The sequence below is a fragment of the Chryseobacterium soli genome (assembly GCF_000737705.1).
Lineage (GTDB): Bacteria > Bacteroidota > Bacteroidia > Flavobacteriales > Weeksellaceae > Chryseobacterium > Chryseobacterium soli.
Map to the genome: position 1 here is coordinate 567359 of NZ_JPRH01000003.1, position 24140 is coordinate 591498.

Here is a 24140-nt window from a genome sequence, read left to right on the forward strand (position 1 = left end):
ATATATGGAAGATTTCAATAGTTGGAAAGATTTATTAAACCCTGAGTTTTATATAAAAATGGGTGGGTTTTGGCTTATTTTATTTATCATTTTTGCTGAAACAGGTCTGTTTGTAGGATTTTTTTTACCAGGCGATTCATTGCTTTTTGTTTCAGGGATTTATGCAGTAGAAATTATCAAAGAGACTTTCGGCTCTACCGGGAGCGATTTTTTAGATACAACTATTTTAGCAACAGCAGTAGCCATTGCAGCAATTATTGGTAATGAAATAGGATATTATTTTGGCGTAAAAGCCGGGCCGACACTATATAAAAAGCAGGATACCATGCTTTTTAAGAAAAAATATCTTTATCAGGCGCATGATTTCTTTGAAAAACATGGTGCTTTAGCGATTATTATGGCAAGATTCTTACCGGTAGTAAGAACTTTTACCCCTATCGTTGCGGGTATTGTTAAAATGGATAAGAGAGAATTTCTGAGAGATAATGTTATTGGAGCTGTTTTATGGTCATTTATCTTGATTTTTGCAGGTCATTATCTTGATAAATTATTTCTGGACCAGTTCGGAATTAACTTAAAAGAAAAGCTTGAGTTTATCATTATTATCATTGTGTTAATAACGACGCTTCCTGTTATCATCAAGTTTATGTTTGGTAAAAAACAGGATTTTTCTAAATATGAAGACAAAGATCCTGAATAAGGAAAACTATAGTATAATCTACATAACCCGCTTTTTAGCGGGTTATTTTTTTATCCATTCCAGAATATTGGGATAGATGATGCTGTCTCTTTTCATCTTACTGAAAAACCTGGGTACGTGGCCCGTTCTTTTCATAAAAACCAGTTTATGCGGTACGTTTAGCCGGGTAAGCGCAGAATCCATGGCAAGTCCCTGATGCTGATTAACAAGAAAATCTGTATTTCCCTGAAATAATAAAGTAGGAACATTGGTGATATTGGCAATCGGACTGGCTTCTTTAAAATCCTCAGACACATTGTGACGGTCAAATTTTACTCCTACCACTTTTTGAAAAGTAGGTGACGTATATTTTGAGTAAAAGGAATGAAGATATTCCGGGCTGTAGAAATCCGTAGGGCCGCTCAGGGAAATGATTTTCCTAATCTGATCCGGATGCTGGTATCCATAGAGTAGCGATAGATGTCCGCCGGCACTTTCTCCAAGCAGAATATAATTATTGGGTTGAAGATCTGCTTTTTGAGCCAGGGAATTAAATTTTTCTATAGCTAAACCAATGTCTTCAAGCTGTTGTTTATACGTAATTTTTTTTCGCCTTGAAACCAGCCTGTAGTTCATATTAATGCTGGGAATATTATGGGCAAAAAGCATTTTCTGGATCTGAATCATATGCTCTTTTTTTCCAAGCGTCCATGCACCGCCATGGACCATTAAAACAACAGGTGATGTTTCAGGATAGTCAGCAGGAAGGAAAATATCCATCTTCTGTCTTTGATGTTCACCGTATTTTAAATTGTAAATCTTCTGATTATGATCACCCACCCAAACCCTGAATTTTGTGTTACATGAAATTAATAAAAAGCTGATACATCCTAAAACAAAAAAATGATAGTTGATAATTAGCTTTTTCATACTTCAAATGTAATGAAAATAAAATATTTTATGATGGCTGCTAACTCTTTTTAACGCAGCATATATTGCTCATATGATGGTCTTTTTTTCAGCCTGCTCTTTTAAACTTTTATTCATTTTATTGAATCCTTCAGCTGTTTTGTCAAGATTAATAAATGACACCAAAATACCGGAAAATTCCTCAGACTGGATAAAAGTGGTAGTTCCATTTCCATTATCGATGAGTTGAAACTTATGCTTACCATCAAAAATTCCTTTAAACAGAAGGTTTCCAAGCCAGCTCAGCTCCTTATTTTTTACTGACGACTGAATTAGCGGCTTAAATGTCATTCCTTTTCCTTCTTCGGGTTCTATAGTGACTTTTAAAGTACTGCCGATATTTATTAACCCTGCTATACTTTTAATGAATGGATTCCAGTTCGGATAATTGTTAAAATCAGTGAGAATTTCCCAAACCTTTTGCGGGGCTGCATTAATGATTATTTGTGTCTCGATTTTCTTTGCCATGATGTTGATATTGATAAGGGCAAAGTTCGGTCAGAATGGAAAATATCCACTTGATAAAAATCAAAAGTTTTCATGAGCGGTCTTATTTCTTATCCGGCTGAACGTTTCGGAAGTCATCCCAAGCATTGAGGCGATATACTGCAGAGGAATATGAGTAAATAATTCACGGTTTTCATTAAAAAATGCGGTGTATCTTTCTTCAGCAGTCATAGAAAGATGGGTGAGAACTCTTGTTTCCAATGTAATAAAACAATGAATGATGAAAGCTTTTTCAAGCTTATACCATTGAGGAACCAACTGATGGAGCGCTTCGTAATCCTCTTTGTCAATGGAGTAAATTTCAGTATCCGTAAGTGCCTGAATATTCCACCGGGCAGGACAGGCAGCCATAAAGCTCGAAAGATCAGTAATAAAATATCCTTTCGTAGAAATCCACTGAGTAACTTCTTTTTTTTCAGTTTCAGTAAAGATTCGTAGAAATCCGGATTGAATGAAACTTAGTTTTGTACTGCTCTTCCCGGCACGTAGGAAAAAATCATTTTTGCGAACAGTTTCCGGTTTGAAAAAGGAGACAATGGTTTTCAAATCATGATCCTCAATATTTTCAAAGTAAGATTGTAGGCTATATTCAAGATCTGGTGAAGGTAAATTCATGGCTGGAACGTATTATTTTTTTCAATGGTCTTCATGATAAAGCAAATCAAAGTTACAAAATATTAAAACCTTTGATATGCCCAATTGTAGTCGATTTTAATGACCAGAAAATAATCTTTAACCTTGTTGATGGTTATAAAACATTCTGTATATCCATGATAGTAATCAATACAGGTTTTTTTAATTCAAATAAATGATGATTTCTTGAGGATATAACAATTATTATGGAATAAAATTTGTCATTTTAAATTGGAGTAAAATTATTGTTTTATAAACAACCCTAAAATAGAATTAAATAATTATTTTTGTTCCGTTTAACAGATATTAAAAAAATATTAAAATATGGCGTCTGGTTTTTTTGCAATTTTGGATGATATTTCTGCGTTGATGGATGATGTTGCGGTTACTAGTAAAATAGCCACTCAGAAAACGGCGGGTATCTTAGGAGATGACCTGGCAGTAAATGCAGAAAAAGCAACAGGCTTTCTTTCTTCCCGGGAAATTCCGGTTTTATGGGCGATCACAAAAGGGTCTTTTATCAACAAATTAATCATTCTGCCTATTGTTTTTTTACTCAATTGGTTGTATGCTCCAGCTATTAATTATGTATTGATCCTTGGAGGATTCTATTTAGCTTTTGAAGGAGTTGAAAAAGTGATAGAATTTCTTTTTCACCGCGACAAAAAAGGTCATGAGGTTATAGAAGAAATTGTAGAAGACGAAAAAAGTTCTGAAGAGATAGAAAAAGCTAAAGTAAAATCAGCAATTACAACGGATTTTATTTTATCGATCGAGATCGTAATTATTGCTTTAGGAACCGTATTGGAAGAAAGTCATCCTTTCATTACGCAGATTTTAGTAACGAGCCTGGTTGCATTTATTGCTACTGTTGGAGTGTATGGAATTGTAGCTTTGATCGTAAGAATGGATGATGCAGGATTTAAATTAATTAAAAAAAGTAACGATAAAGGCTTTTTCGGCAGGCTTGGACATTTCTTAGTGAAGGCTTTACCTGTTGTTATTAAAATATTAGGAGTAGTCGGTACGATTGCTTTAATAATGGTAGCTGGTGGAATTTTTCTGCATAGAGTAGAATTTTTTCATGGCTTATTTCCAACCTGGCCGGATGTTTTGAAAGAGCTTACACTTGGAGTTGTAGGAGGTTTGGCTGCTGTGGCGGTCTTTACATTGGGTAAAAAAGTATATACTTTGGCTACCCGTAAATAGTTTCTCTGAAAAATAATTTATATTCGCTTATGAATGCATTTAACCTTGTATTTATTAATAAATATGAGAAATTTATCGATTGATATATTAAAAATTATACTCGCATTTTTTGTGGTTTTTTTGCATATGCATTTACTGATAGATTTTTATCCTTCATTAAGTTATGTACTTGTAAATGGTCTTTTTAGAATAGGGGTTCCTGTTTTTTTAATAATAACGGGATATTATTTTTATCATGTAGATGATATTCATAAGTTGAAAAAATGGCTGATAAGAATATTTTTACTGTATTCAATATGGTCGATAATCTATATTCCTTTCTGGAAAGAAGATAAAATTTTAATAAATATTTTTTTTGGATATCACCACTTATGGTATCTGATAGGAACTTTCTTTGCTGGAATTGTTTTGTTTATGCTAAGAAATAAATCGGCACAATTTATTATAACAACGATTTTGTTTCTATTCAGTTGTGGATATGTAATACAAATGTTGGGGAATCTTCATTATTTTACCGGAAATTTAGACACAACATTGAATTTATTTCCTTCCTACAGAAATTTTCTGTTTGTATGTTTTCCCTTCTTGGGAATAGGTTTTCTTATTAAAAAACTGAATATTGATGTAAAGCAGAAGCCATCTTTGCTGCTGGTTATAGGATCAGTAGCTCTTGTCGTTTTTGAAGCGTTTTTGAATTATAAAGTATTAGGATTAGATAAAAAGGAAAGCATTGACTTATTACTATCTTTATTGATTGCCTGTCCCATTGTATTTTTATACTGTAAAAGTATTCCTGTAAAAACAGATTCTAAAATTTTAGCAAGTATTTCAACCGCAATTTATTTGGTTCATCCATTAATCATGGAATGGATTTTTAATCCTCACCTTACCTCATTCAGGTTTGTGGTCTTTATCGGAGCATTATTAATGGTAAGTTTGATATTGGTTTTTCTTAATAGAAAATTAAAATATCTGTTGTAATAAAGTTACTGAATTTTCAACCCCTGTACATAGGCTAATTTAATTGCATCCGCTCCGTGAAATTCAGAGTAATTAAGATCAATTTCATTCTCAGATTTTAAGTTCTCATACAATTTAAGAATGTTACTTTTGTATGGGCAATAATCTACAAAATTGTTTAAAAAGATTTCAGCGGTTTCTTTTTCAGAAAAGCAGAGGAGAAAATCTAGAGGAGAAATGGAATCTTCTGTCCACTGATTAAATTTTGTTCCATTATTCTTTAAAAAATCAATGGCAGTTTCTTTAGAACTGAAAATTTCAAAAATAGAGAGGATGTATTTTTGTATGCTTTCTGTAATTTCAGTAATTGAATTTTGATAAGAAAGACCGGCTAAATTCCATTCTTTCCAATTATTAAAGGGAGTTAAATAACCAATCTGGTTTCCATAGATTAACCCTTGCGAATATTCATTTTTTCTCTGTTCAATTTGCCATTTTTTTAATATTTTAGAATAGATATTGATGTGTGGAAGGATCTGGATGGATGAAGAATCATTCCTAAAACTCGATTGAAAATAAATCTCAAAATGGATATCTTTATCCGTCGAAATTTTCTTAAGCCTTTGTCCCTTTTCAAGTGTTTTAAACCCCTCAAGTTGAGCGGCAATTTCGTTGCAGGCACTTAAAAATACTACTCTGGTATCCATTTTAGCTTTGGGTTAATTATTTAAAAACAAATATAAAGAAAATGAAAAACCATAAAGAGACTTTAATTAATTCAAAATTCAACCAGACAATTATCCATAAAAAAAGGATTCCCATAAGAATCCTTTTATATTTTAGTTAAATAAATCTTTCACTTTATCAAAGAAAGTTTTTTCTTTTCCGGAAGGTTCTGCTTCCATTTCTCCGCTGGACATCTGCTTCTCAAAGAAATCTTTTTGATCTTTTGTAAGCTTCTGTGGCGTCCATACATTGATGTGGATAAACATATCACCTTTTCCATAGCTGTCGATGCTAGGAAGGCCTTTTCCTGCTAGCCTAAGGATTTTTCCGGACTGTGTTCCCGGATCAACTGTGATTTTCACTTTTCCGCCAACGGTAGAGATTTCTTTTTTTGTTCCTAATGCAGCTTCAGCATAGGAAATATATAATTCCTGGTGAAGGTTGTCTCCCTCTCTTTTGATTGTTTTATCGATTTCTTCTTCAATAATAACCAATAGATCTCCGGGAATACCTCCAAAAGGAGCATCATTACCTTTTCCTCTTACATTCAGCTGGATTCCGTCTCTTGCACCGGCAGGAATGTTGATTGAGATTTCCTCTTCATCCTTAATAAGTCCCTGCGCATTTGCTCCGGCTGGAATTTTATCAGCAACCTTTCCGATTCCCTGACAGGTTCCACAAGTAGCCTGGGTCTGCATTTGCCCAAACATCGTGTTCATTACCTTAACCTGAACTCCTGAACCGTTACATGTAGGACATGTTTTTGAAGTGGCACCTTCTGCCATCTTCATTTTTTTTACTTTAAGCGTTTTCTGGGTTCCGTTCACCATTTCTTCAAGGTTCAGCTTGATTCTGATTCTTAGATTAGAACCTTTCACCTGCTGGCGTCCGCCGCCGCCGCCGCCGAAGCCTCCAAAGCCACCGCCACCAAAAATATCTCCAAACTGGCTGAAAATATCTTCCATATTCATACCACCGCCAAAGCCGCCACCGCCGAAACCTCCGTTTCCGCCTACGCCTGCATGACCGAACTGGTCATAACGCGAACGCTTCTGATCGTCGCTCAGTATTTCATAAGCTTCCGCTGCTTCTTTGAATTTTTCTTCGGCTTCCTTATCTCCCGGATTTTTATCTGGGTGAAATTTAATCGCCATTTTTCGGTATGCTTTCTTTATTTCCTCGGATGATGAAGATTTACTTACTTCAAGAACCTCGTAATAATCTCTTTTTGACATGATACTTAAATGCTTACAATTGATGTGAAATAAATGATGATTGATTCTTGCTGGATAAAAGGTCTATCAATTACCACCTATCATTTATCATTATTAAATTTTAGTTTCCTGTTACTACTTTTGCAAAACGGATCACTTTATCACTTAAAGTATATCCTGTTTCGATAACGTCTACGATTTTTCCTTTCAAATCTTCTGACGGTGCAGGAATTTGAGTAATCGCTTCGTGGAAATCAACATTGAAGGTATCTCCGGCTCTTACTTCCATTGGTTTTAATCCTTTTTCAGTAAGTCTGTTTTTGAATTTTTGATAAATCAATTCTACACCTTGTAAATCTGAAGTATTTCCGTTTTTAGCAATTTCTTTCAATGCTCTTTCAAAATCATCCAGTACTCCTAACATAGAAACCATCATATCCTGATTAGCATACTGGAAGAATTCCATCTTCTCTTTTGCTGTTCTTTTCTTATAATTTTCGAATTCAGCGTACAGTCTGATGTAACGGTCTTTCTCTTCTGCCAAAAGTTCCTCAGCAGTAGGAGTATCTGTCACATTTTCTCCAGAAGCTGTTTCGTTCTGAATCGTGTTTTCTTCTTGATTATTGATGCTTTCTTCGTTAATATCCTGATTGTCCATAATTCAATATTTATTTACAGGTGTGTTTGGCAAAGACTTTGCCAAATGAAAAATTAAGACATTAAGGCAGTTTATTTTTTATTTTGTGAAAAAATTACATGGATTATATACCCTTTCAGCCGTTACTGAAGGTTATAATGAAACCGTTTTTTTTATAGAATCAATGAATGAATCCATAGTGAATCTTGATGTGTACAGTTATTGTTAGTCTGCAAAAGTCTGATAAAGCAGGTAAAGATTTAAAATAATGATGATGAATGAAATGATCCATACACATACTTTTAAAACAGGTTTATTTACAAATTCACCCATTTTTGCTTTGTCATTCGTAAACATCACCAATGGAACTACAGCAAAGCTCAATTGCATAGATAAGATCACCTGACTTAAAACCAATAGGTTGGTAGTTCCTTCTTCCCCATATAAAATAGCTACAATTAAGGCAGGAATTACAGCGATAAGTCTGGTAATTAACCTTCTGAGCCAGGGTTTTAACCTTATGTTTAAGAAGCCTTCCATTACGATCTGTCCGGCCAGGGTTCCGGTAAGCGTGGAATTTTGACCTGAAGCAAGCAAAGCGATGGCAAATGCTATACTGGCCATCGAAGCACCCAATATAGGCGTCAGCATTTTATAAGCATCATGGATATCTGCAACATGTTCATTGCCGGTCGTGTGAAAAGTAGCTGCAGCCAGAATAAGAATTGCTGCATTAATGAAAAACGCCAGCAATAGTGAAACAGTACTGTCTAAAGTAGCAAATTTAATAGCTTCCTTTTTTCCTTCTCTATCGCGTGGATAGTCTCTGGTCTGAACAATACTGCTGTGAAGATACAGGTTGTGAGGCATAACAGTGGCTCCCAGGATCCCAATGGCAATATAAAGCATCGCAGGATTCTGGATAATTTCTTTCTGAGGAATTAATCCCCCTAAAATCTCATTGATAGCCGGTTTTGAAATAATAATTTCGTATAAAAAACAGGATAAAATAATAAAAATAAGGCCGCCCACAATACTTTCTATCCATCGAAACCCTTTTGCCTGGAGTAATAAGATAATAAGAACATCAACAGTAGTTATCACAATTCCCCAGGTAAGAGGAATATGAAACAGAAGGTTCAGGGCGATCGCAGAACCGATGACTTCAGCGAGATCACAGGCTGCAATAGCAATTTCACATAATATCCAGAGAATAAAATTGGTGGTAGGATTAAAATGATCTCTGCATGCCTGTGCAAGATCTCTTTCTGCAACCACACCAAGTTTTACAGATAAATGTTGTAAAACCATGGCAAAAAGGTTGGAAATAAGAATAACAGAAAGTAGAGTATAGCCAAACTGCGCTCCTCCGGCAATATCCGTTGCCCAGTTTCCCGGGTCCATGTATCCAACGGCAATCATCAGTCCGGGCCCCGCAAAGGCTAGGTATTTTCTCCAAAAACTCCCTTTTACCGGTACCTTAATGGAAGAATAAACCTCTGGTAATGAATGTGAAGTTTTATCTTTTCGCCAAGCGCTCTTTAAGTTGAGATTCATAAATAATGTGAATGTTAGAAATGTCTAACAAATGTAATTAAATAAATGAAAATATAAAAACTAAGACCAAAAAAAATCCCGAAAATATTTTCGGGATTTAAGTATTGGGTGTTTATAATTATTTTGCAAATCGTACAGACATTTTTCTGTCAGCAGCTCTTTCAGCATCTGATGCTTTAGGATCTACTTTAGCAAATTTGCTTCCGTATCCTTCAGCTTCTAAAACCTGAGCACCAACTCCTGCTTTTGCTAAAGCACCTTTGATAAACTCAGCTCTTGATTTAGATAATTTAATGTTAGATGCTTCGTTACCTACTTTATCAGTGTAACCACCAATTTTAATTTTAGCTTCAGGGAAAGCTTTTAAGATAGCTACAAGATTGTCAAGCTGTCCTTGAGAACCTGCTTCTAAATCTGTAGCACTACCCATTTTAAAATTAACGTGGTCAAAATCATACCAGGTATCTTTTAAAGCACTGTCATCAGCTGCATTTTTGTAATTTCCAGATTTTAAGAAAGTAATCATCTGATCTTCCATTCCACCTTTATACCCTTTAAGTGCAACCCCATTTAAATCAATGTTCTCATCAGTTTTAGCAGTGGCTACAGCAGTTCCTGTTTTATCACTTGGGGCAACTGCGGTTGACGCTGTATCTGTGTGTGATCCTGTTGAATCAGCAGCAGTGGTTGTAGTGGTAGTCTGTTTTTTCTCACATTGCTTCCAAAGGAAATATCCGGCAGCAATTAGCAATAAAAGCGGAAGCAACCATTTCCAGATTGAACCTCCGCCTTCGTTATTATTTCTATCAGGATTAGTTCCTGTAGGTGTTGTACTTCTTGTAACGTCTATTTTAGGTTCTCCAACCGGCGTTTTTATAGCGTCGTTATCATTATCAAACTTGTATCCTTTAGCCCAGTCGCCAATATTTAACGATGCTAGAGAAAGCCCGGCTGGCAATAATGTAGAGATAATACCTTTCTGGCTGCTCAATAAATTTGAAATACCAGATTTATCCAGGTTATTATCGGCTGCATATTTTCCAACAGTTCCTGCTGTTGCTCCTGTTACAAGGCTTAACAAAGAACTTGCAGAACCATTGCTGATTCCTGAGAAAGAAGCAATCGAATTGACCAATCCACCAAGCTTATCACCAAAAAGAGATGACAACAAAGTAGAGATAATAGGATTATTAGAAGAACCTCCTAATAAATTTCCTAAAATTCCGCTGGATGAAGCATTCGTAATTGCATCTAAAACTCCTGGATGATCCGCATTGTTTGCTAATCCTCCCACAACTGCAGGCAGTAAACCTCCAATTGCTTTTGAAATACCAGATTCACTTTCTCCTAATTGAGATGCTGCTTGTGAAACTAAAGCGGGACCTAATTGTCCTTTAATTAAATCAATGACATTTAAAGACATAATAAATTTATTTTTTAGATTAATGTTGATATAAATTTAAACAAAAATCTGTCCAAATGTCATTTTTTTTGATTATTTATTGAAATTTTAATGAAATTTTTAGAAATCATTAAAATTATTAATACGCTTTTGCGAATAGTACACGTCTTTCAGAGGGTTTTCCTGAAATCAGCGAAACACCTGCCTCAACATCATTATCTGAAGGAATACATCTGATAGTTGCCTTGGTTTCTTCTTTGATTTGTTCCTCTTCTTCAGCGGTTCCATCCCAATGGGCATAGATGAATCCTCCTTTTTCTTCCAGCACTTTTTTAAACTCTTCATATGTGTCAACTTTTGTAATGCTGTCATTTCTAAAGTTGAGTGCTTTATTGTAAATATCTTTCTGAATAGTTTTTAATAACTCTTCAATGTAAACATCCACACCGTCAATAGAACGTACTTCTTTGGTAAGATTGTCTCTTCTTGCAATTTCTATAGATTTATTCTCTAAATCTTTCGGTCCGATGGCAATTCTTACAGGAACCCCTTTTAATTCGTATTCAGCGAATTTCCAACCCGGTTTATTCTGAGTGTCATTATCAAATTTCACAGAAATACCTTTAGCTCTTAGTTTAGCCTGGATGTCTAAAGCAACCTCGCTGATCTGGTTAAGCTGTTCATCACCTTTAAAGATAGGAACAATTACCACCTGGATAGGTGCCAGTGTAGGAGGAAGTACCAATCCGAAATCATCAGAATGGGTCATGATTAAAGCTCCCATCAAACGGGTAGAAGTTCCCCATGATGTTGCCCATGCGTGCTCAATTTTTCCTTCTTTGTTCGTGAATTTTACATCAAAAGCTTTGGCGAAATTCTGTCCTAAGAAGTGAGAAGTTCCTGCCTGAAGTGCTTTTCCGTCCTGCATTAAAGCTTCAATACAATAAGTTTCATCAGCTCCCGCAAATCTTTCAGATGGTGTTTTTACCCCTTGAATCACAGGCATTGCCATAAAGTTTTCTGCAAAATCTGCATACACTTTATTCATTTTTTCTGCTTCTTCTACCGCTTCATCCTTTGTAGCATGAGCGGTGTGCCCTTCCTGCCATAAGAATTCTGCCGTTCTTAAAAATAAACGGGTTCTCATTTCCCAACGAACCACATTGGCCCATTGATTAATTAATATAGGAAGATCTCTGTACGATTGAATCCAGTTTTTATAGGTGCTCCAGATAATTGCTTCTGATGTAGGACGAACGATAAGTTCTTCTTCTAATTTAGCATCCGGATCAACGATAAGTTTTGCAGGGTTGTTTGGATCTGTTTTTAATCTGTAATGGGTAACCACAGCACATTCTTTTGCAAAACCGGCAGCATTTTTTTCCTCTGCCTCAAACAAGCTTTTGGGCACAAAAAGCGGGAAATAAGCATTAACGTGACCTGTCTCCTTGAATTTTCTGTCCATTTCATCACGCATTTTTTCCCAGATTGCATAGCCGTATGGTTTAATAACCATGCATCCTCGCACTCCAGAGTTTTCAGCTAAGTCAGCCTTTACCACCAACTCATTATACCATTTGCTGTAATCTTCGCTTCTTGAGGTTAATTTTGCCATTATTTTTTTTAATTTTTTTAACTTTTTCCTATTATTGTTATCTAAAAATAAAACTCTATTTTTGATAGATTTTTTAATCAGTGTTTTGGTACATTTTTGGTACACATTGCAAATATAATTTAATTTAAAAATTTTTACGTTATCATGAAAAGAAATATACATAAAAATTTGCTCGGTGTGTTAAGATCTAAAGGGATTTTAGCCATATCAAGCGGATTATTGCTTATGTCTTGTGGTGCTCAGATGGGAGGGTATAGCGAGACTGATGGGGTTTATTATGACCCGAATAAAGATACACTACCTGAAGGCGTAATTATCAATGATGGCGGAAACAGAGTAGGTCAATATTATGATTATTATCAGGACTCTAATATCATTCAGAACGCGCAAGCCAATTCTAAAGAGCAGGATAACAGATATAATACTTGGAGTGATAATAACTGGAATACAAACGCAACAGATTCCGACTGGGGGAATTTTGCAGGATCCCAAACCAATGTTTACAATAATAACTGGGGTAGTCCTTGGGGATACTACGGTGGTTACAACCCTTACTGGGGATGGAACGGAGGCTGGGGCCTAGGCATGTCTTTCGGATGGGGTAGCTCATTCGGATGGGGCTGGGGTGGTTCTTATGGCTGGGGAAATCCTTACTGGGGCGGATATTATGGTTGGGGCAATCCTTATTGGGGTGGTGGATACTATAACCCATACTGGGGATGGAATGGCGGATACTGGGGTAACGGATATTACAACAGACCTATCTACAGAAGAAGTGGTGCTGAAGGAGGTGGATTTAACAGAAATAATCCAGGTCTGACGAACTCTATCTATAAAAATAATACAGCCGGTTTCAGAAATAATGGCGGTGGTTTTAGAAATACCAATACCAATGGTGGTTTCAGACAGCAAGGTAATTATAATGGTGGATTTAGAAATCAGCAAGGGCAATCTGGGGGATTCCGTAACTCTACACAACAGACAAGACCAAATTATAATTATAACAACCAGCAACAACAGCCTAGATACAGAAATGATGGCGGCTTCAGATCCAATGATAACGGAGGATTCAGATCTAGCGGAGGCTTCAATTCAGGTGGTGGCTTCAGAGGTGGTTCTTCAGGCGGCGGCGGTGGTATGAGATCCGGCGGCGGCGGTGGCGGCTTCAGAGGTGGTAGATAATTTTCAAACTTAATAACTATTTAAAAAATAATGTTAAAAAAATCTTTAGTATTAATGAGTGTTGCTGCTGCATTTTATGCGCAGGCTCAGGATGTTTCTGTGATAAGAAATACTGTAGATGCATATTCCAGTACTCCTATGGTGGGATCGGCTAAATTTAATGCTATGGCCGGATCCAATGGGGCACTAGGTGGGGACGCCAGTTCCCTGCTTACCAACCCTGCCGGTTTGGGAGTTGCTATTTCAGGTGAAATTTCAGGAACATTGTCTGTAAGTGGGAATAAAAACACTTCTGCATGGGCAGGTTCATCCATTAATTATAGCAAGACCAATACAGATCTTGGAAACGTAGGAGGTGTGCTTACTTTTCCTTTGATGACTGAAACAGGATGGAAATTCATTAATGTCGGAGTAAATTATTCCAATCAGTCTCTTGACAATTATGTAGAGTCTCCGGGAAACAGTAACCTGATCTATGATTTTGATACGAATAAAAGTTCTTCACTTTCCGGGCATGCCTATAACAGATATGGATACTTGTCTAAAACAAGTTTCGGTGTTGGAGCGAATTATAACCACAGTGTCTATGTTGGAGCAGGCTTGAATTTCTTCAATGCTTCTATTGACCAATATGATACAGCTGCATTCAATTCTCTTCAGAATGGTTCTACGGAATATTTCAGCAAGCAGAATACTCCCTATTTTGAAAGATCTTCAGGTTTTTCAGCAACCCTTGGGGTAATTGGTAAGCTGAATCCTAATTTCAGAGTTGGAGCAGCGATTGAAACGCCTACTTTCTGGACGATCGACAGAAATTATAATTTCTACAATGATGCTAATTTAGGTGATGATATGGCTTATGAGGGAAGAAGGTTTACTTCTCCGCTTAAAGCAACCGTAAGTGCTGCTTTTGTAGCCAGTAAAAACTTCTCTTTAAACGTAGACTATACACTTGGGTTAACAAAACCTAAATACAGAGTAGACGGAGGTGCAGAAACAGAATTGAATGATTTCTTCAAAGATAATTACAAGAATTTATCAGAAGTAAGAATAGGAGGGGAGTACAGAATAAAGCAGTTTAGAGTAAGAGGTGGATATTCATTTGTATCCAGTCCATTTGATGCTTTAACAATCAGCAGATTTAATGATGCGGGAACTTCTTCTGTAGATCAATCTTATAATAATCTTATCCTTAATAACAGAAACTTACTGTCATTTGGTTTAGGATATGATTTCAAGTCTTTTTATGTAGATGCTTCTTATCAGAATATAACATCTAAGTACAGCAATCCATTTTTGAGAGGTGTGCTTAATGGTAATACAGATTCTGCTTACTATTCACCAAGCAATATTGTGACCAGCGATTCTTACGCTGTCTCTGATGTGAAAAACAGCAGAAATAACTTCTTCCTTACATTCGGTTGGAAATTCTAATTTCCAGCTTGTGTAATGAGTGATTAAATTGAGGCTCCGAATGATTTCATTCGGAGCTTTTTTATTGTCAATAATATAATGGTTTAATTTTAATGAAGATGTCCTGCAGCAGGATGATGATGGAAAAGATGCATGATCAGGGCTAGAGAAACCCCAAGGATGACCAATCCGATTTTTACCCAGTCTATATTATGATTCTTGTTGCTTTCAAAAATAATCACTGAAGAAATATGCAGGAAGATTCCACCCACAATAGCAAGAAAATATGGCTGCAGATTAGGATTGAAATAATTACCCAGAAGCATTCCCATAGGTGAGGCAAGGGCAAATAATGCAACGATCAGCAATGATGGATAAGGTGAACTTTTAGATTCATTTTTTCTGTTGAATAAGAAAGCACCCAGAATAAACGAGATCGGAAGATTATGAAAAACGATTCCTAAAAGATAAGGAGATAAAGCTTCCTTTTCGTTCGCTAGGGGAATTCCTTCAATAAAAGCGTGCACAAATAACCCCACCATTAAAGCAATAGGAAGAATATTGTGCTCACTGTGATGATGAAAATGCCCGTGCTCAAATCCTTTTGTCAAAGCTTCCAGAATCATCTGAAGAAGGACTCCAGCAATCACGAAAATTCCTAAATTACTGCTTTCTTCGGAAGCATATACCTGCGGAAATACTTCATTGAGACAGATGGTGATCAGAAATCCTGCGCTTAAAACTAACAGGTTTTTTGCAAGTTTTTCTTTTTTACCAAAATGTTTTCCAAGAAATACTCCTGCAATGACGCTTAAAATCAGTAAAAAAACTGTTATCATGCCTTTTTCTTAAATAAATTGATGCAACGCGGAGAGTTTTCTTTCTCAAATTCATTCAGCTGATAATTTCCCCAAATTTTTATCCTTTCAAAACCACATTCTGATGCATAAGAGTTGATGGCCTCCAGCGTATGAAGTTTTACTTTTTCGAAAAAATGAAAAGACTTACCTTCCGTTTCGAAACGAATATCTTTAACAATATGTCTTCCCTCAATTTTTTTGAGAATTTTAAAATCAATACCACCGCGGGTTACCAAAGATTCTGCAACGATGTTATTTCTTACATATTTTTCATTCAGATAATCCAACACAAAATAACCGCCGGGTTTTAAAGAATTATATACCGACTGGAAAACTTTTTTGTCATCATTTTCATTGTCAAAATATCCAAAACTTGTAAATAAGTTAAAAACAGCATCCATCGGATCAGTCTCGATAGGATTTCTCATATCGTGAACATGAAAAAGAAGGGTCTGATTTTCAAACTGTTTATCGAATTCTATACTCTGTCTGGAAAGGTCCAATCCAAGAACATCGTAGCCTAATTTATTAAGGAAAACCGAGTGTCTTCCCTTTCCACAAGCCAGGTCAATGATCTTGGAAGAAGGCGGCAGCTGAAGCTCCGCAGTGAGTTTTGTAATGAAGTTTTCTGCTTCCGTATAGTCTCTGTTACTATAAAGCAAATGATAATAAGGTGTATCAAACCAAGATTCAAACCATTCCATAATGCAAAAATAACTAAATTTGCAGTCTAAAAAAGAAATATGTCCTTTAAATACAGTAAATGTTTAGTTTTAAAGGAATTATAAATTGAAACAAAACGATAGAGAAAAACGATATTGTTTAAAAATAATACTCTTAGTGTTTCCGGTGGTTTATTTTGATCTGTAGGATTTAAAATAACTATTGGGAAATTAAGTTAATCTAAAAATATGGACACAGAAAATCTAAAGATTCAGATAAAGACATTCTTCGGTCTGGAACCGATTTTGGCAGAAGAAATCAAAAAGTTGGGCGGTAAAAACGTAGAAATTAAAAACCGTGCGGTAAACTGTGAAGGTGACCTTGGGTTTCTTTACAAAATTAATTATTCAGCAAGAACTGCGTTAAAAATTTTAATTCCGGTTCTTGAATTTAAAGCTTTTAACCAACATCAGTTTTACGACAAGCTTTTTAAAGTGGAATGGGAAAAGTTTATGGATGTAGATCAGTCATTTGCGATTGATTCAACCGTAAATTCCGAAACATTTAAGCATTCACAGTTTGTTACCCTGAAAATGAAAGATGCCATTGTGGATTATTTTCAGGATAATTATAAAAGACGCCCGGATGTAGATGCCAAAAGACCGGACATCAAATTCCATCTTCATATCGACCGTGAGTTGGTAACCATTTCTCTGGATTCTTCAGGAGATCCTTTGTTTAAAAGAGGATATAGAAAAGAACAGGGTGAGGCTCCTATCAATGAAGTGCTGGCAAGCGGAATGCTTCAGCTGGCAGGCTGGGACGGAAAAGGAAACTTCCTTGACCCGATGTGTGGTTCCGGAACGTTGTTGATTGAAGCGGCAATGATTGCGCTGGATCTTCCGGCTCAAATCTTCAGACATCGTTTTGCTTTCCAGAACTGGAGTAATTATGATGCTGATTTATTCACCAAGATTAAGGAATTCAGAGTGAATAGAGTAAAAGAATTTACCGGTAAAATTGTTGGTTATGATATTGATACCCGAATGCTGAACGCAGCAAGAACGAATATTGAAGCCGCAGAGATGGAGGATATCATTGAAGTAAGAAAACAGGACTTCTTTGAGTCTACCAAAGAACTTTTCCCATTACTGATGGTTTTCAATCCACCTTATGACGAAAGAATTGCCATTAATGATGAGGATTTCTATAAAAAGATTGGAGATACTTTCAAAACGCACTATCCTAATACGTTAGCCTGGCTGATTTCTTCAGATCTGGAAGCGGTAAAGAAAATCGGTCTTCGCCCTTCAAGAAAAATCAAGCTTTTCAATGGAAAACTTGAAACCCGGTTTTTACAGTATGAAATGTATGAAGGAACAAAAAAGCTTCATAAAATTGAAAATCAATAAAATTGTTATAAAACCTTCCGGTCTGGAAGGTTTTTTTCTTTTTTGATTTTTTTCTGTATTTCCCTGATCGCCCTGTGTACGGCTGTAGTGATGTATTTGTATTTCAAATCAGGGTTATTTTGATCCTAACAAACATTCAAGGAATTGAAAGAACAACCTTAATTTTCTCATAAAACTGAGGTTACAGTTGCACGTTCTTTTCTGAATAAGTAATTTTGAAAAATTTTCAACTTGAACCCTACTATTTCCATTATCGTTGCCATTTTCAACCGAAGAGATGAACTTTTCGAGTTGCTGAATTCTCTAACCCATCAAACCGATAAGGAGTTCGAAATTATAATTGTGGATGATGGTTCTTCTATTGATCTTAAGCCCACCATCAGTAATTTTGAAGAAATACTGAAAGTGAAATATTTCAGAAAAGACAATTCCGGGCCTGGCTTAACGAGAAATTACGGATCCCGCAGAGCGGAAAGCGAATGGCTGGTTTTTGTAGACAGCGACGTTATTGTAGAAAAGGATTATATTGAAAATATTAAGAAAAACATTGTAACTATGCCTTGCGACGCATTTGGTGGTGCAGATAAAGCTCATAAAGGCTTTAATCTGATGCAGAAAGCGATTTCCTACTCAATGACCTCTGTTTTTACGACGGGAGGAATACGGGGAAATAAGAATTCCATTTCGAAATTTCAGCCGAGAAGTTTTAATATGGGCGTTAAAAAAGAGGTTTTTGAAAAAGTGGGCGGATTTTCTGAGATGAGAATCGGGGAGGACCCGGATCTTTCCATGACGCTTTGGGAAAATGGTTTTACTACTGCTTTTTTTGACAATATTGGAGTGTATCACAAGCGCAGGGTAGATTTTGGAAAGTTTTCCAAGCAGGTATATCAATTTGGATGTGCAAGGCCTATTCTTAACCAAAGACATCCTAATTATGTAAAAATTTCATTTGCTTTTCCTACATTGTTTTTATTAGGCTATTTTGTGGGCTTTTTAGAGTATTATATTCTGGGAAGAGGGATTGTCCTTGCTTTATATGGTCTTTATACCTTTTTGGTCCTTTTCCATGCTCTATGGGTGACTAAAAATATCAGCATTGCGGGGATGGCTGTTATCTCCACCTATATTCAAATGTTTTCTTACGGGTATGGCTTTTTGAAATCCTGGATTCTGATCAATATTTTCAGAATGAAACCTGAAGATGCTTTCCCGAAACATTTTCACAAAAAATAAAAGCTGATGAAAATCAACAGCTTTTATTACAATAAATTAGTTTAATATAGAGATGGTTTCATGGTTGAGAATGCCTACCGTTTGCATACATTCCTTCATCTTTTCGTATGTCCGTTGGATATCGTGATCTAATCCTATTGAGAATCTGATCAATCCATCGGTGATTCCCATTTCAGCGCGCTCCTCTTCCGGAATTTCAGAAGATGTTGAGCTTCCTGAGCATGAGAACAACGTTTTATAAAATCCTAAACTTACCGCCAGATAGCCTAAGTTTTCCTGTTGCATAAGTTCCATTAATTCGTTGGCTTTTTCAGTTGTTCCTGCGTCTAAAGTCAATAATCCGCCGAATCCATATTCTTCATGCATCATGCTTTTCATCAACTCATGATTTTTATGTGATTTTAAACCAGGGTATACTACACGTAATCCGTCTTTTTCAAATCTTTCAGCTAAATACATAGCATTGTGGCTGTGTTGCTTTATTCTGATATGCAGTGTTCTTAAATTCTTTAAAATACTGGCAGACCTGAAGCTGTCCATCGTAGGTCCAAGCAGCATGCATGCCCCTGAATTTACATTTTTAGTATCATTGATGAACTCCTGGCTTCCACAATATACACCGCCTACAGTATCACTGCTGCCGTTAATGAATTTTGTAAGACTATGAATCACAATATCTGCTCCTAGAAGTTTAGGCGAAATAGAAAGAGGGGAGAATGTATTGTCAACAATAAGCTGTAGATTATGCTTTTTACAGATTTCCGAAAGCTTTTTCAGGTCAGCGACTTCAAGAAGAGGATTGCTTACACTTTCACAGTAAATTACTTTTGTCGTAGGCTTTATAGATGCTTCTACCGCTTCAAAATCATTGATATCTAAAAAGGTAGTCTCAATTTGAAAAGGGGGAAGAAAGTTTTTAAGGAAAGCATAGGTACCTCCGTAAATGGTTCTGCTGGAAATAATATGATCACCACTTTTGCAGATCTGTAGTAAAACGGAAGTGATTGCTCCCATACCGGATGCGGTAACATTCGCTGTTTCGGTGTTCTCCAGTTTTGCCAATGCCTGAGAAAGATAAAGGTTCATTGGGGAAGAATGCCTTGAATATAAATAACAGCCGTCTGCATTCCCTTCAAAGGTATCAAACATCGTTTTAGCAGAAAGGAAAGTATAAGTGGAACTGTCTGAAATGGATGGGTTTACTCCGCCGAATTCACCGAAATATTGTAAATCTTGTATTTCGTTGGCTGCGTTAAAGTCTTTCATGATCGTATTATTTTTTGTTCGGACTAAAAATGAATGAATTCCTGAATTATTACAACCTATTTTTGAAATATTAGAATATAAAACTATTAAAAACTAATTATACCGAAAAAAAGTTTGTTATATTTGAATAATGTAAATTCTAACCAACAAATTATCTATGGCATTAGATGAAACTGACAAAAAACTGCTCCTGTTTTTGCAGGAAGATGCTAAACAAACTACCAAAGAGCTGTCCTACAAGCTTGGTTTGTCGGTAACTGCTGTATATGAGCGGATAAAGAAACTTGAAAATACAGGGGTAATTTCAAAATACGTGGCTATTCTTGACAGAAACAAGGTCAATCGGGATTTCATCGTATTATGTCATGTGAAGCTGACTCAGCATAAAAAGGAGCATGTGCTTCAGTTTGAACGGGAAATCATGACTTTACAGGAAGTAACAGAATGCTTTCACGTGAGTGGTGATTATGATTATATTCTGAAAATCGGAGTGAAAGACATAGCGGATTACCGTAATTTTATGTTATCCAAATTAACGACTTTGCAGCATATTGCAAGTACCCACAGTTCTTTTATGATCTCTGAGGTAAAAAATACGACTTCAATTGTTCTCTGATTTAAATTAAAACACCATTTTTTGAAGAGATGGCCTCAGGCAGATCTTCATTTTCTCCCATAATCTGAAGAAGATCTATCTCAATGTTTCTACAGATAGAAAGCATAGGAATATCGAACATTAACCCTGAAAAAGGGTTTTCGGAATAGTCTCCTACCAATTCCATAACAATGTAAATCCATCCGATAATGATACAGAACGGGATGCTTGTCCAGATTCCCCAATCTCCTAATTTAGCGAATTCATTAACCAGGCCAAGGGGAAGTAAGATCGTAAAGATGACATTAAAAATAAATCCTGTGCTGGCAAACTGTCTTGGTGAAGGGAATTTTTTAATTCTTTCCGCCTGTCCCTGGTAATTGTAGAATTCATTTAAACAATTTTGAAGCTGCGTTTGGTTAAAGTCTGAAATAACGTTGCTGTTTTTTAAATCGTTGATGTCTTTAGCCTGTAAGGAAATTAAATAAGTGGCAAAATTTTTATAATCACCATTCACTGAGAATTCTTCTTCTGAGAGATATTTATGCTGAAAAATAGAAGTTCTACCATAATCCGGAAATCCTGCTTTGATGAGACGGTGGCGTTTCTGGTTAACCGTTCCAAAATGTTTTTTAAGGCTGATGTGTTCCCATTCGGTAGGGATCAGAAGCTGTTCGCGGAAGGTATACAACCAGGCAATGTGTCTGTACACTATTTTTTTTCTCCTTTCATCTAAATCGTTGATCGTTCCTTTTTCTGTATCGAAAGCATACAACATAGACGTGAAAGACCGGCTTGAATTCACAATGCCACCCCAGATTTTTCTGGCTTCCCAAAGCCTGTCATAAGCCTGGTTATTTTTGAAACCTACATAAAACGCTTCTGCAGTACCAATCAAAGCTACGGGAACCCACGGAATAATCATCCACTGCCAATTCGAGAAATAATAGACGGTGGCAACTACAGTACACCATACACTAAGCCATATAAGATGTGCGCCTGCCAGGTTGAATATCTGTTGATAGTTGAAGTATTTGGTGGTGATCATAAGGAATGTTGTGTTTTAATGGACGGGAATAAGCAAAATAGAGACCAATTGATGTATCATACATCATCTCATAGTTTTACTTCTTGTCATACGACTCATCTATTTCATTGGTTTTTTGATTATTAATTTGATTTATAGCTGGAACTATTTATGCTAAATAAATGTACACAAAAAAACCTCTAAAATATTTAGAGGTTTTAATTTTTTATATGAATTTAATATTGAAGCATTTCTTCGATCTTCTTCGAGAGCTTTTCTGCGTTGGGAAGCATTTCCTTTTCCAGAATCAGATTGATCGGAACTGCGGGAACATCGAGTGATCCCATTGTTTCTACAGGAGCATCCAGATATCTGAAGCAATTTTTTGAAATACGGTGTGCAAAAGCTTCCGCAAAAGAATTATTAAGCTGTTCTTCTGTCAGAACGATACATTTTCCATGAGCTTTCACTCTTTCAAAAACAAGTTCTTCATCAAGTGGAATTAAAGTTCTCAGGTCAATAACTTCAACTTTTCCATTAAAACTTTTCGCCGCTTCTTTTGCCCAATATACTCCCATTCCGTAGGTTACTACTAATAAGGTACGGCCTTTTTCAACTTCATTTTTATCAGCTTCTATAATGATTTTTCCTTTTCCGAAAGGTAGCATATAGTCTTCTGCCGGTTCTATGGTTTTGGCGTCTTCAGTTCCAGGAACTTTACTCCAGTATAAACCTTTATGCTCTAACATGATAACCGGGTTGGGATCGTAGTAAGCTGCTTTTAACAATCCTTTAAAATCGGCTGCATTACTTGGATAGGCAATTTTAATTCCTTTGATATTGGCTAAAATACTTTCAACACTTCCACTGTGGTAAGGGCCTCCGCCTCCGTAAGCTCCTATTGGAACACGGATGATATTGCTAACAGGGTATTTTCCGTTGCTTAAATAGTTTGATTTTGAAATTTCAGTAATCAGCTGGTTGATACCGGGATAGATGTAATCTGCAAACTGTACTTCTACAATAGGTTTTAAACCTACTGCGCTCATACCGGTGGTAGAACCGATAATATAGGCTTCCTGAATAGCGGTATTAAAAACTCTTTTATTTCCGAATTTCTTTCCTAATGTAACGGTTTCACGAAAAACACCTCCAATTCTTTCTCCTACATCCTGTCCGTAAAGCAATGCTTCCGGATGTTTCCACATTAATTCCTGGATAGCATGAATTGCAGCATCTACCATAACAATTTTTTCTCCGCCAGAAGGTTCACGTGTTCCCACCTCTTCCGTAACTGGAGTAGGAGCGAAAATGTGGTGCATTACGGTTTCAGGTTTTGGATCTTCTGCATTTTTAGCTTTTTCAAAAGCTTCTTCAGCTTCTAACCTTGCTTTCTTAGTGATTTGTTTTAATAATTCTTCATCCGCTCCTGAATCCAGCAATTGTTTTCTAAGAATTTCTCCCGGATCTTTTTCTCTATGTTTTGCGATTTCTTCTTCCTCTCTGTAAAATTCTCTTCTTACCCCTGAAGTATGATGGCCGATCAATACTGTTTTTGCACAAACGACTAAAGGTTTTCTTTCATTTCTTACAAAATCTACGGCCTTTTTCATGGCTTCAAAGCTTTCCGTAAAATCAGTGCCGTCCACTCTCATTCTGCTTAAGCCGGTAAATCCTGCAACAAAATCATAAGCATCACATGTTCTTGCTTCTTCTTTGGTTACAGAAATTCCCCATTCATTATCCTGCACAAGAAAAATGATCGGAAGCTGGTGCAATGCAGCAAACTGTAGTGCCTCGCTTACCTCACCTTCTGTCACGGAATTATCTCCTAAGCTGCATACAACCACAGGATTATTTTCAAATTGTTGAAGATTGAATTCCTGAATGTATTTTATTCCCTGGGCAACACCGGTTGTAGGAATAGTCTGCATTCCTGTAGCTGAACTTTGATGGATGATCTTCGGCATGTTTTCGTCTCTGCTCGAAGGGTGTGAATAATATGATCTACCTCCTGAAAAAGGGTCTTCAGCTTTTGCCAATAACTGCAGCATTAATTGATAAGGCTCAAACCCAATACCTAAAAGGATGCTTTCGTCTCTGTAATAAGGAGAAACCCAGTCTTCTTTCTTTAACTGGTAAGCTGTTGCCAACTGAATGGCTTCATGACCTCTTGAAGTACTATGAACATATTTACAAATATTTCTGTTTTCTTCATAGATGTCGGCCATTGCCTTTGCAAGCATCATATGATTGTACGCCTTAAGCAAAATATCCTGAGAAACTTTTTCGTGAAGTGTATTTTCCATAGAAAGCAAATATACATAAAAAAACAAAATACTAACAAGTGTTAGTATTTTGTAATAATTTGATATATT

Annotated in this window: 22 protein-coding genes; 8 read left to right on the plus strand and 14 right to left on the minus strand. The window is 36.3% G+C overall.

Annotated features, from left to right (window positions below):
* Positions 1-4 precede the first annotated feature (4 nt).
* On the plus strand, positions 5-700 hold the full coding sequence (locus IW15_RS10020; protein ID WP_034710978.1) for a DedA family protein: 696 nt from the start codon (positions 5-7) through the stop codon (positions 698-700).
* A gap of 42 nt (positions 701-742) precedes the next feature.
* Here the strand turns inward: IW15_RS10020 and IW15_RS10025 are convergent, their stop codons facing one another.
* The 3 genes from IW15_RS10025 to IW15_RS10035 all read right to left on the minus strand — a co-directional run bounded on the left by IW15_RS10025 (position 743) and on the right by IW15_RS10035 (position 2770).
* Positions 743-1609, minus strand: coding sequence for an alpha/beta hydrolase (locus tag IW15_RS10025; RefSeq protein WP_034710982.1), 867 nt, complete (start codon positions 1607-1609; stop codon positions 743-745).
* 69 nt (positions 1610-1678) lie between these two features.
* Complete coding sequence (locus IW15_RS10030; protein WP_034710984.1) at positions 1679-2116, minus strand: SRPBCC domain-containing protein; 438 nt, start codon at positions 2114-2116, stop codon at positions 1679-1681.
* Between the two features lie 60 nt (positions 2117-2176).
* Positions 2177-2770 (minus strand): Crp/Fnr family transcriptional regulator, encoded by a 594-nt coding sequence (locus IW15_RS10035; protein ID WP_084681402.1) that lies wholly within the window; start codon positions 2768-2770, stop codon positions 2177-2179.
* A gap of 342 nt (positions 2771-3112) precedes the next feature.
* Between IW15_RS10035 and IW15_RS10045 the strand changes: the two genes are divergently transcribed.
* The gene (locus IW15_RS10045) at positions 3113-3997 is read left to right on the plus strand and encodes a DUF808 domain-containing protein (RefSeq protein ID WP_034710990.1); all 885 of its coding nucleotides are present in this window, start codon (positions 3113-3115) and stop codon (positions 3995-3997) included.
* 63 nt (positions 3998-4060) lie between these two features.
* On the plus strand, positions 4061-4978 hold the full coding sequence (locus IW15_RS10050) for an acyltransferase family protein (RefSeq protein ID WP_034710993.1): 918 nt from the start codon (positions 4061-4063) through the stop codon (positions 4976-4978).
* Positions 4979-4983: 5 nt separating this feature from the next.
* On the opposite strand, the gene IW15_RS10055 is transcribed toward IW15_RS10050, so the two are convergent.
* The 6 genes from IW15_RS10055 to proS form a co-directional block, all read right to left on the minus strand.
* Positions 4984-5664 carry a hypothetical protein gene (locus IW15_RS10055; RefSeq protein WP_051881909.1) on the minus strand — a complete coding sequence of 227 codons (681 nt, stop codon included), beginning with the start codon at positions 5662-5664 and terminating at the stop codon, positions 4984-4986.
* 132 nt (positions 5665-5796) lie between these two features.
* The gene (gene dnaJ / locus IW15_RS10060; protein ID WP_034710996.1) at positions 5797-6918 is read right to left on the minus strand and encodes a molecular chaperone DnaJ; all 1122 of its coding nucleotides are present in this window, start codon (positions 6916-6918) and stop codon (positions 5797-5799) included.
* A gap of 100 nt (positions 6919-7018) precedes the next feature.
* On the minus strand, positions 7019-7555 hold the full coding sequence (locus IW15_RS10065; protein WP_034710999.1) for a nucleotide exchange factor GrpE: 537 nt from the start codon (positions 7553-7555) through the stop codon (positions 7019-7021).
* Positions 7556-7759: 204 nt separating this feature from the next.
* A complete protein-coding gene (locus IW15_RS10070) occupies positions 7760-9091 on the minus strand; it encodes an Nramp family divalent metal transporter (RefSeq protein WP_034711002.1) in 1332 nt (443 codons plus the stop codon).
* A gap of 118 nt (positions 9092-9209) precedes the next feature.
* The gene (locus tag IW15_RS10075) at positions 9210-10514 is read right to left on the minus strand and encodes an OmpA family protein (RefSeq protein ID WP_034711004.1); all 1305 of its coding nucleotides are present in this window, start codon (positions 10512-10514) and stop codon (positions 9210-9212) included.
* Between the two features lie 118 nt (positions 10515-10632).
* The gene (gene proS, locus IW15_RS10080; RefSeq protein WP_034711109.1) at positions 10633-12108 is read right to left on the minus strand and encodes a proline--tRNA ligase; all 1476 of its coding nucleotides are present in this window, start codon (positions 12106-12108) and stop codon (positions 10633-10635) included.
* 144 nt (positions 12109-12252) lie between these two features.
* Between proS and IW15_RS10085 the strand changes: the two genes are divergently transcribed.
* Both IW15_RS10085 and IW15_RS10090 read left to right on the plus strand, forming a co-directional pair.
* Positions 12253-13290, plus strand: coding sequence for a hypothetical protein (locus IW15_RS10085; protein WP_034711007.1), 1038 nt, complete (start codon positions 12253-12255; stop codon positions 13288-13290).
* Between the two features lie 30 nt (positions 13291-13320).
* Positions 13321-14724: an OmpP1/FadL family transporter gene (locus tag IW15_RS10090; protein WP_034711009.1), complete on the plus strand. Its 1404-nt coding sequence runs from the start codon at positions 13321-13323 to the stop codon at positions 14722-14724.
* Between the two features lie 89 nt (positions 14725-14813).
* Here the strand turns inward: IW15_RS10090 and IW15_RS10095 are convergent, their stop codons facing one another.
* Both IW15_RS10095 and IW15_RS10100 read right to left on the minus strand, forming a co-directional pair.
* Entirely contained in the window at positions 14814-15539 is a 726-nt protein-coding gene (locus tag IW15_RS10095; protein WP_034711111.1) for a ZIP family metal transporter, read from the minus strand.
* Complete coding sequence (locus IW15_RS10100) at positions 15539-16267, minus strand: SAM-dependent methyltransferase (protein WP_034711013.1); 729 nt, start codon at positions 16265-16267, stop codon at positions 15539-15541. The genes IW15_RS10095 and IW15_RS10100 overlap by 1 nt, the downstream gene beginning before the upstream one ends.
* 207 nt (positions 16268-16474) lie before the next feature.
* Between IW15_RS10100 and IW15_RS10105 the strand changes: the two genes are divergently transcribed.
* Both IW15_RS10105 and IW15_RS10110 read left to right on the plus strand, forming a co-directional pair.
* Positions 16475-17638, plus strand: coding sequence for a THUMP domain-containing class I SAM-dependent RNA methyltransferase (locus IW15_RS10105; RefSeq protein ID WP_034711015.1), 1164 nt, complete (start codon positions 16475-16477; stop codon positions 17636-17638).
* A gap of 231 nt (positions 17639-17869) precedes the next feature.
* Positions 17870-18874 (plus strand): glycosyltransferase, encoded by a 1005-nt coding sequence (locus IW15_RS10110; protein ID WP_034711018.1) that lies wholly within the window; start codon positions 17870-17872, stop codon positions 18872-18874.
* A gap of 36 nt (positions 18875-18910) precedes the next feature.
* Here the strand turns inward: IW15_RS10110 and IW15_RS10115 are convergent, their stop codons facing one another.
* Positions 18911-20140: an aminotransferase class I/II-fold pyridoxal phosphate-dependent enzyme gene (locus IW15_RS10115; protein ID WP_034711020.1), complete on the minus strand. Its 1230-nt coding sequence runs from the start codon at positions 20138-20140 to the stop codon at positions 18911-18913.
* A gap of 157 nt (positions 20141-20297) precedes the next feature.
* Here IW15_RS10115 and IW15_RS10120 point away from each other — a divergent pair, with 157 nt between their 5' ends.
* Positions 20298-20756 carry an Lrp/AsnC family transcriptional regulator gene (locus tag IW15_RS10120; protein ID WP_034711021.1) on the plus strand — a complete coding sequence of 153 codons (459 nt, stop codon included), beginning with the start codon at positions 20298-20300 and terminating at the stop codon, positions 20754-20756.
* A 1-nt stretch (position 20757) separates the two neighbouring features.
* On the opposite strand, the gene IW15_RS10125 is transcribed toward IW15_RS10120, so the two are convergent.
* Both IW15_RS10125 and IW15_RS10130 read right to left on the minus strand, forming a co-directional pair.
* Entirely contained in the window at positions 20758-21783 is a 1026-nt protein-coding gene (locus IW15_RS10125; protein WP_034711022.1) for a bestrophin family protein, read from the minus strand.
* Between the two features lie 215 nt (positions 21784-21998).
* Complete coding sequence (locus tag IW15_RS10130) at positions 21999-24071, minus strand: alpha-ketoacid dehydrogenase subunit alpha/beta (protein WP_034711023.1); 2073 nt, start codon at positions 24069-24071, stop codon at positions 21999-22001.
* Positions 24072-24140 lie beyond the last annotated feature (69 nt).